The organism is Halorhodospira sp. 9622 (assembly GCF_022228025.1).
GTDB lineage: Bacteria > Pseudomonadota > Gammaproteobacteria > Nitrococcales > Halorhodospiraceae > Halorhodospira > Halorhodospira halophila_A.
The window spans coordinates 1-3,253 of the sequence record NZ_JAJNRE010000059.1 but is presented as its reverse complement, the minus strand read 5'-3'; the positions used below and the strand labels follow the sequence as shown (position 1 = coordinate 3,253).

General features: G+C 57.6%; 2 rRNA genes. Both read left to right on the top strand.

Annotation, left to right across the window (positions count from 1 at the left end):
• Nucleotides 1–99 precede the first annotated feature (99 nt).
• Nucleotides 100–2,995 (top strand): 23S ribosomal RNA (locus tag LRG07_RS13485).
• Between the two features lie 90 nt (nt 2,996–3,085).
• Nucleotides 3,086–3,202 (top strand): 5S ribosomal RNA (gene rrf / locus LRG07_RS13480).
• The last annotated feature ends 51 nt before the right edge of the window (nt 3,203–3,253 follow it).

Here is a 3,253-nt window from a genome sequence, read left to right as displayed (position 1 = left end):
GTTCTTTAACAATTTGGGAAGTTGCCGTACACAGCATATGGCATGTCGCATTCGCGTGTTATTGACCGCGGTATAGCTCCAGTCTGTTTGGGGTTATATGGCCAAGCGGTTAAGCGCATACGGTGGATGCCTAGGCGGCAGGAGGCGATGAAGGACGTGGTAGCCTGCGATAAGCCTCGGGGAGCCGGCAAACGGGCTTCGATCCGGGGATTTCCGAATGGGGCAACCCGGCCACCGTCAGGTGGTCATCGTGCGCTGAATTCATAGGCGTACGAGGCGAACCCGGTGAACTGAAATATCTAAGTAACCGGAGGAAAAGAAATCAACCGAGATTCCCTTAGTAGTGACGAGCGAACGGGGACTAGCCCTTAAGTGGTCAGTGTTCTAGTGGAGCGGTCTGGAAAGTCCGGCCATAGAAGGTGACAGCCCTGTACACGAAAGGGCGCTGATCGTGAAATCGAGTAGGGCGGGACACGTGTTATCCCGTCTGAAGATGGGGGGACCATCCTCCAAGGCTAAATACTCCCTGCCGGCCGATAGTGGACCAGTACCGTGAGGGAAAGGCGAAAAGAACCCCGGTGAGGGGAGTGAAATAGAACCTGAAACCGTATGCGTACAAGCAGTGGGAGCCCGGTGCGTCCGGGTGACCGCGTACCTTTTGTATAATGGGTCAGCGACTTACTTTCAGTGGCGAGGTTAACCGTTTAGGGGAGCCGTAGGGAAACCGAGTCTTAAATGGGCGTTCAGTCGCTGGGAGTAGACCCGAAACCGAGCGAGCTACCCATGGCCAGGGTGAAGGCGGGGTAACACCTGCTGGAGGCCCGAACCCACTAGCGTTGAAAAGCTAGGGGATGAGCTGTGGGTCGGAGTGAAAGGCTAAACAAGCTCGGAGATAGCTGGTTCTCCCCGAAAGCTATTTAGGTAGCGCCTCGTGTCTCACTCCCGGGGGTAGAGCACTGTTTCGGCTAGGGGGGCATCCGTGCCTTACCAAACCGAGGCAAACTCCGAATACCGGGAAGTGCAATCACGGGAGACAGACGGCGGGTGATAAGGTCCGTCGTCGAGAGGGAAACAGCCCAGACCGCCAGCTAAGGCCCCCAAGTCGTGGCTAAGTGGTTAACGATGTGGGAAGGCAGAGACACCCAGGAGGTTGGCTTAGAAGCAGCCACCCTTTAAAGAAAGCGTAATAGCTCACTGGTCTAGTCGGCCTGCGCGGAAGATTCAACGGGGCTCAAGCCACGCGCCGAAGCTGCGGATGCTCTTTTGAGCATGGTAGGGGAGCGTTCCGTACGCCGCTGAAGGAGGACCCGTGAGGGCCTCTGGAGGTATCGGAAGTGCGAATGCTGACATGAGTAACGATAAAGCGGGTGAAAATCCCGCTCGCCGAAAGCCCAAGGTTTCCTGCGCAACGCTAGTCGACGCAGGGTTAGCCGGCCCCTAAGGCGAGGCCGAAAGGCGTAGCCGATGGGAAACGGGTTAATATTCCCGTGCCTCTTGTTGCTGCGATGGGGTGACGAAGAAGGCTAGGTCATCCGGGTGACGGATGTCCCGGTTTAAGCGTGTAGGCGGAGCCCTTAGGCAAATCCGGGGGCTCATACGCCGAGACGCGAACACGACGCTCTACGGAGCGGAAGTGACCGATGCCAGGCTTCCTAGAAAAGCCTCTAAGCTTCAGGCAGCAAGAGACCGTACCGATAACCAACACAGGTGGGCAGGGTGAGAATCCCAAGGCGCCTGAGAGAACCCGGGTGAAGGAATTCGGCAAAATGGCACCGTAACTTCGGGAGAAGGTGCGCCTCCGTTATGTGAAGCCCTTTGCGGGCGGAGCAGAGGGGGGCCGCAGTGACCAGGGGGCTGCGACTGTTTACTAAAAACACAGCACTCTGCTAACTCGCAAGAGGATGTATAGGGTGTGACGCCTGCCCGGTGCCGGAAGGTTAAGTGATGGGGTTAGCCCTTTGGGGCGAAGCTCTTGATCGAAGCCCCGGTAAACGGCGGCCGTAACTATAACGGTCCTAAGGTAGCGAAATTCCTTGTCGGGTAAGTTCCGACCTGCACGAATGGCGTAACGATGGCCCCACTGTCTCCATCCGGGACTCAGTGAAATTGAAATCGCAGTGAAGATGCTGTGTACCCGCGGCAAGACGGAAAGACCCCGTGAACCTTTACTACAGCTTCGCACTGGACCTCGAGCATGCTTGTGCAGGATAGGTGGGAGGCTATGAAGCGGGAGCGCTAGCTCCCGTGGAGCCATCCTTGAGATACCACCCTTGCATGTTTGGGGTTCTAACCTGGGCCCGTGATCCGGGTCGGGGACCGTGCGTGGTAGGTAGTTTGACTGGGGCGGTCTCCTCCCAAAGAGTAACGGAGGAGCGCGAAGGTACCCTCAGCGCGGTCGGAAATCGCGCAGTGCGTGTAAAGGCAGAAGGGTGCTTGACTGCGAGACCTACAAGTCGAGCAGGGGCGAAAGCCGGCCTTAGTGATCCGGTGGTTCTGTATGGAAGGACCATCGCTCAACGGATAAAAGGTACTCCGGGGATAACAGGCTGATTCCTCCCAAGAGTCCACATCGACGGAGGAGTTTGGCACCTCGATGTCGGCTCATCACATCCTGGGGCTGTAGCAGGTCCCAAGGGTACGGCTGTTCGCCGTTTAAAGTGGTACGCGAGCTGGGTTTAGAACGTCGTGAGACAGTTCGGTCCCTATCTGCCGTGGGCGTCGGAGACTTGAGAGGCTCTACTCCTAGTACGAGAGGACCGGAGTGGACATACCGCTGGTGGTCCGGTTGTCACGCCAGTGGCACAGCCGGGTAGCTACGTATGGAAGGGATAACCGCTGAAAGCATCTAAGCGGGAAGCCCGCCTCAAGATCAGGTCTCCCTGGACCCGCGAGGTCCCTGAAGGGCCGTCCAAGACGAGGACGTTGATAGGCGGGGTGTGGAAGTGCAGCAATGCATTAAGCTAACCCGTACTAATGGCCCGTGAGGCTTGGCCATATAACACCCAAGCGGATTGAGCACCGACATGCCGTAAGCGCGTGACGGCAACTTCCCAGACACAAGTGGCCCAAACGCCACACCGCTTTGCCTGGCGACCATAGCGAGCGGGAACCACCCGATCCCATGCCGAACTCGGCAGTGAAACCGCTCAGCGCCGATGGTAGTGCGACCACGCTGTCGTGCGAGAGTAGGTCATCGCCAGGCCCCTACACCGAAAAACCCCCGTCTCCTCAATGGAGTCGGGGGTTTTTTTAT